This window comes from Streptomyces sudanensis, from assembly GCF_023614315.1.
Taxonomy (GTDB): domain Bacteria; phylum Actinomycetota; class Actinomycetes; order Streptomycetales; family Streptomycetaceae; genus Streptomyces; species Streptomyces sudanensis.
Genome location: NZ_CP095474.1, coordinates 4,648,811 through 4,653,489 on the forward strand (window position 1 = coordinate 4,648,811; position 4,679 = coordinate 4,653,489).

Below are 4,679 nucleotides of genomic sequence, written 5' to 3' on the forward strand. Positions count from 1 at the left end.
AGTAAGGAGCTCAAGGACCGGGANGACCGGTCCGCCGCCCCAGCCGCCCCCGTGCCCCCCCGGGACACGGAGCGCGACGCCGAACGGGTACGCAACCGCATGGCCGCGATGCAGCGGGGCTGGCAGCGCGCCCGCAGTGAGACAGCACCAGGAACGACACCGGAGGGGGACGGTCGATGACCGCACCGAACACCGCAATACCCAACTCGACCGGCGAGCTCAACTGGCTCCTCGACGAGCTGGTCGACCGGGTGGGCTCCATCCGCAAGGCCCTGGTCCTGTCCAGCGACGGCCTGCCGACGGGCGGCTCGAAGGACCTCAGCCGCGAGGACAGCGAGCACCTCGCGGCCGTCGCGTCCGGCTTCCACAGCCTCGCCAAGGGAGTGGGCCGCCACTTCGACGCGGGCCGGGTCCGCCAGACCGTCGTCGAACTGGACGACGCCTTCCTCTTCGTGACCGCCGCCGGCGACGGCAGCTGCCTCGCGGTCCTCGCGGACTCCGAGTCCGACGTCGGTCTCATCGCCTACGAGATGACGCTCATGGTCAAGCGCGTCGGCGCCCACCTGGCGACCGCCCCCCGGGCCGGTCTGACCACCGGCGGGTGAGGGAGGTGCGATGAGCGAGACAGCGGCCGGGCAGGTACGGCGCGGACGCCGCGCCGGCGACCCGCACCACTGGTTCGACGACGAGGCGGGGCCGGTGGTGCGCCCGTACGCGATGACCCGCGGGCGCACCGCCAGCCCCACCCGTCAGCGGCTCGACCTGATCGCGGTGGTCGTGCCCGAGGCCGCCGCCGACGATCCGGGCCGCGACCAGGCGCTCTCCCCGGAGCACGTGGAGATCGTCGAACGCTGCAGCGAGTTCCCCCGGTCGATCGCCGAGCTGGCCGCCGGGATGGACCTGCCCGTGGGGGTGGTCCGCGTCCTGGTCGGCGATCTCGTCGAGGAGGAACTCGTCCATGTGACCCGTCCCGTTCCGCCGGCCGAGCTGCCGGACGAGAGCATTCTGCGTGAGGTGATCAATGGCCTTCGGGCGCTCTAGCCGCAAGGGTCCGCCACCGGTCGAGCCGGTGACGCTGAAGATCCTGGTCGCGGGCGGGTTCGGGGTGGGCAAGACCACGCTCGTCGGGGCGGTGAGCGAGATCCGGCCGCTGCGCACCGAGGAGAACCTGACCGAGGCGAGCCGGCCGGTCGACGACCTGTCCGGCGTCGAGTCCAAGTCCACGACGACCGTCGCCATGGACTTCGGCCGGATCACCCTCCGCGAGGACCTGGTGCTGTACCTGTTCGGCACGCCCGGGCAGGACCGCTTCTGGTTCCTGTGGGACGAGCTCGCCCAGGGCGCCCTCGGCGCGGTGGTCCTGGTCGACACCCGCCGCCTGGAGGACTCCTTCGCCTGCATCGACTACTTCGAGCGGCGCCGCATACCGTTCGCGGTCGCCGTCAACCGGTTCGAGGGAGTCGAGACCCACCCCGTCGAGGCGGTGCGGGCCGCCCTGGACCTCGACCCGGAGGTGCCGCTGGTGGCGATCGACGCGAGGCTGCGCGAGCCCGTCAAGGAAGCCCTGGTCGCGGTGGTCCGGCACGCGATGACGTTCACGAGGCCGACCCCGCAGCCCGCCGCCACCTGAGGCCCCGGCGGGAAAACCGGCGTACGTGCTCGGGGAACCCCTCCGGCCCGTACGCGCGGTGCCGTCACTTCCGCGGAAGACCCCGGGGCACCTCCGCGGCGGGCCGCGGTCGGCCCGCACCACCCCCGGGCGCGCGGGCCGACCGCGTGCGACGACATGCCGAGGCAACCGAAACCGGCCCCGCGTCCACCGGGTCGTCCGGTGACCGCTCCGCGCGGCCCCGCACGCACCGGCGCGGCACCCGGAGGGACGGCGGGGGAGGGGGGCCCGCCGAGGACGGCGGCACGTCCCGCCACGGGAACCGCCTGCCGGCTCCGCGCCGCTCGGTACAGTGCGGCCCGTGCAGAACACCCATTGCGCCCACTGCGGCACCCCCTTCGCCGACCCCGCCGGGCCCTGGCCCCGCACCTGNCCCGNNTGCCGCGCCGTCACCTACCGCCCNCCCTCCCCGTCGCGGTCGCCCTCCTCCCCGTCACGGGACCGCGGGGCACCGGCCTCGTGGTCGTCACCCGCACCGTCGAACCCGAACGCGGCGGCATCGCCCTCCCCGGCGGCTTCATCGACCACGCCGAGGACTGGCGCCGGGCCGTCGTCCGCGAACTCCGCGAGGAGACCGGCGTCGAGGAGTCCGCCCGCGACGTGTGCCTGGCCGACGCCATGAGCTCGCCCGGCGGCCACCTCCTCCTCTTCGGCCTCCTCCCGGAACGCCCCGCGAGCGCACTGCCGCCCTCCGCCCCCACCGCCGAGACCGCGGGCCACCACGTGCTGCACGCCCCGGAACGCCTCGCCTTCCCCCTGCACACCGAGGCGGCCCGCAAGTGGTTCGCCGGCGCCTACGACCGGCTCCGCACCGCCTGACCGCACTCCTGCGGGCCACGCACCCGCACCCGCCCGGCCGCCACCGCCACGGCGCCCTCCTCCGTCACCCGCTCCACCCGCACCCCGTCACCGTCCCACCGCGACACGTACCGCTCCACCTCGGCCTCCTCCCACCCGTCGCCCGTGTCCCGCACCACGAGTCCGCCGCCCGCCCGGCCCGGCGCCGGCGCCCACACCTCCAGCCCCACCGAGCCGTCCTCCTCCCGCACCGGCACCACCGCGCCCGCCCGCGCCAGCACCGGTATCCGCGACAGCGGCGCGTCCAGCAGCACCTGCCCCGGCCCCTCGTACGCCCGCCCCGTCGCCGTGTCGTACCAGCGGCCCCGCGGCAGCCGCACCGCCCGCCGCTCCGCACCCCGCGCCAGCACCGGCGCCACCAGCAGCGCGTCCCCCAGCAGGAACGCGTCCCCGCAGTCCCGCAGCAGCCGGTCCTCCGGGGCCGCCCACCACAGGGGCCGCACGTAGGGCGCCCCCGTCAGCCGCGCCAGCCGGGCCAGGGTCGTGAAGTACGGACGCAGCCGCTCCCGCTCCCCGAGCGCCGCGCGCGCGTGCTCCAGCACCTCCGGCCCGAACTCCCACGGTTCGCACCGCCCCGCGCCGGCCGCCGCCCGCGTGCGGAACAGCGGAAGCCACGCCCCCAGCTGGAACCACCGCAGGTACAGCTCCGGCGAGGGGCGCCCGCCGGAACCGCCCACGTCCGGCCCCGAGTACGGCACCCCGCACAAGCCCAGGCCCAGTACCAGGGCCAACGAGGCCCGCAGCCCCGGCCAGTCCGCCACCGCGCCCCCGGACCACGCCCCGCCGTACCGCTGCATCCCCGCCCAGCCCGACCGGGAGAGCAGGAACGGCCGCTCCCGCGGCCGCAGCCGCGCCAGCCCCTCGTACCCGGCACGCGCCATCGCCAGCCCGTACACGTTGTGCGCCTCGCGGTGGCCACCGCCCCGGCCCTCCAGGGCGTACCGCGCGGAAGCGGGCAGCGCCACGCCGCCGAAGGGAGCGGACGCCACCGGCTCGTCCCTGTCGTGCCACACCCCCGAGAAGCCCTGCGCCAGCCGCTCCGCGTACAACCCGCCCCACCACTCCCGTACCCGCGGGTCCGTGAAGTCGGGGTACACGCACTCGCCCGNNCGCGCCGTCCCCCGCACCACCCGCCCGCGGGCGTCCCGCACGAACGCGCCCCGCGTCCCCACCCGCGCGCCGCCGTCGTACACCGTCCCGTCCGGCTCCGCCCGCACCGCCGGATCCACGGCCGACACCAGTCGCACCCCCTTCTCCCGCAGCTTCGCCGCCAGGCCCGGCAGGCCCGGGAACCGCTCCCGGCCCGCCGTGGGCACCCGCCGCCCCTCGTGGCGGCCGACCTCCAGGTGCAGCGCCGACAGCGGAAGCCCCCGCTCCGGGTAGCCGGCCGCCACCCGCCGCACCTCCTCGGCGCTCCCGAACCCCCGCCGCGCGTGCTGCGGCCCCAGCGCCCACGCGGGCGGCACCACCGGAGCCCCGGTCAACTGCGCCCATCCGCGCGCGATCCGCGCCGGAGAACCCACCACCACCCAGCAGCGCAGCGGCCCCCCGCTCATCCGCACCTCGCTCAGACCCGGACGGTCGTGCCCCGATCCCGCGCCCTCCGCACCCTCCCGCAGCGACACCCGCCCGTCCCACGTGCTGTCGTAGAACGCCAGGTGGGCCCCCGCGTCCGCGACCACCCACTGCACCGGCATCGTGACGTGCAGCGGATCGGTCCCCGGCCCGAAGGGCCTCCCCGGGTCGGTGTTCCACAGCCGGTACGTCCCGTCCGGCAGCCGCGGCCCCGCCGTCCGCCCCCCGAGCCCGAAGAACCGCGCGTCCGCCGGCACCTCCGACCGCTGCACCCACCGCGCCCCCCCCTCCACCGGCTCCCACCACCGCGGCGGCAGGTCCCGCCGCAGCACCACCCCGCCCGGGGTGCGCACCTCCACCGCCCCGTCGCGCGACACCGAGACCGTCACCCGCTCGGCCACGACCCGCCAACCGCCCTCCGTGTCCGGCTCCAGCACCACCCGCGCGTCCGGCTCCGGCGCCCCGCCCGCCAGCGCGTACGACGGCGACGGCTCCGCCCCGTCCCACCCCCAGAACACCGCGGACCCGCCGGTCACGCACACCCGCAGCTCGGACCGCGCGAACCGCACGATCCCCC

At 76.7% G+C, this 4,679-nt stretch carries 4 protein-coding genes and 2 pseudogenes; 4 read left to right on the forward strand and 2 right to left on the reverse strand.

Features of this window, described 5'->3' with window-relative positions; all coding sequences use genetic code 11:
* Nucleotides 1–176 precede the first annotated feature (176 nt).
* From MW084_RS21540 to MW084_RS21560, 4 genes and pseudogenes are all read left to right on the forward strand, one after another.
* Nucleotides 177–605, forward strand: a complete 429-nt coding sequence (locus MW084_RS21540; RefSeq protein ID WP_010468737.1) for a roadblock/LC7 domain-containing protein — start codon at nucleotides 177–179, stop codon at nucleotides 603–605.
* A gap of 10 nt (nucleotides 606–615) precedes the next feature.
* Complete coding sequence (locus MW084_RS21545) at nucleotides 616–1,041, forward strand: DUF742 domain-containing protein (protein ID WP_010468735.1); 426 nt, start codon at nucleotides 616–618, stop codon at nucleotides 1,039–1,041.
* Nucleotides 1,022–1,630: a GTP-binding protein gene (locus tag MW084_RS21550; protein WP_050986721.1), complete on the forward strand. Its 609-nt coding sequence runs from the start codon at nucleotides 1,022–1,024 to the stop codon at nucleotides 1,628–1,630. Before MW084_RS21545 ends, MW084_RS21550 begins: the two co-directional genes overlap by 20 nt.
* A gap of 442 nt (nucleotides 1,631–2,072) precedes the next feature.
* Nucleotides 2,073–2,488, forward strand: a pseudogene (locus MW084_RS21560) (NUDIX domain-containing protein); the annotation flags it as partial.
* Here MW084_RS21560 and MW084_RS21565 read toward each other — a convergent pair.
* On the reverse strand, nucleotides 2,464–3,635 hold a 1,172-nt coding region (locus MW084_RS21565; RefSeq protein ID WP_275563747.1), incomplete at its 5' end, for a glycoside hydrolase family 31 protein. The pseudogene MW084_RS21560 and the gene MW084_RS21565 overlap by 25 nt on opposite strands.
* 2 nt (nucleotides 3,636–3,637) lie before the next feature.
* Nucleotides 3,638–4,679, reverse strand: a pseudogene (locus MW084_RS21570) (TIM-barrel domain-containing protein); the annotation flags it as partial.

Bases quoted from the DNA above. Each gene is read 5' to 3' on its own strand.
- MW084_RS21545 (WP_010468735.1), top strand. From the start codon at position 616: ATGAGCGAGACAGCGGCCGGGCAGGTACGGCGCGGACGCCGCGCCGGC.
- MW084_RS21550 (WP_050986721.1), top strand. From the start codon at position 1,022: ATGGCCTTCGGGCGCTCTAGCCGCAAGGGTCCGCCACCGGTCGAGCCG.
- MW084_RS21540 (WP_010468737.1), top strand. From the start codon at position 177: ATGACCGCACCGAACACCGCAATACCCAACTCGACCGGCGAGCTCAAC.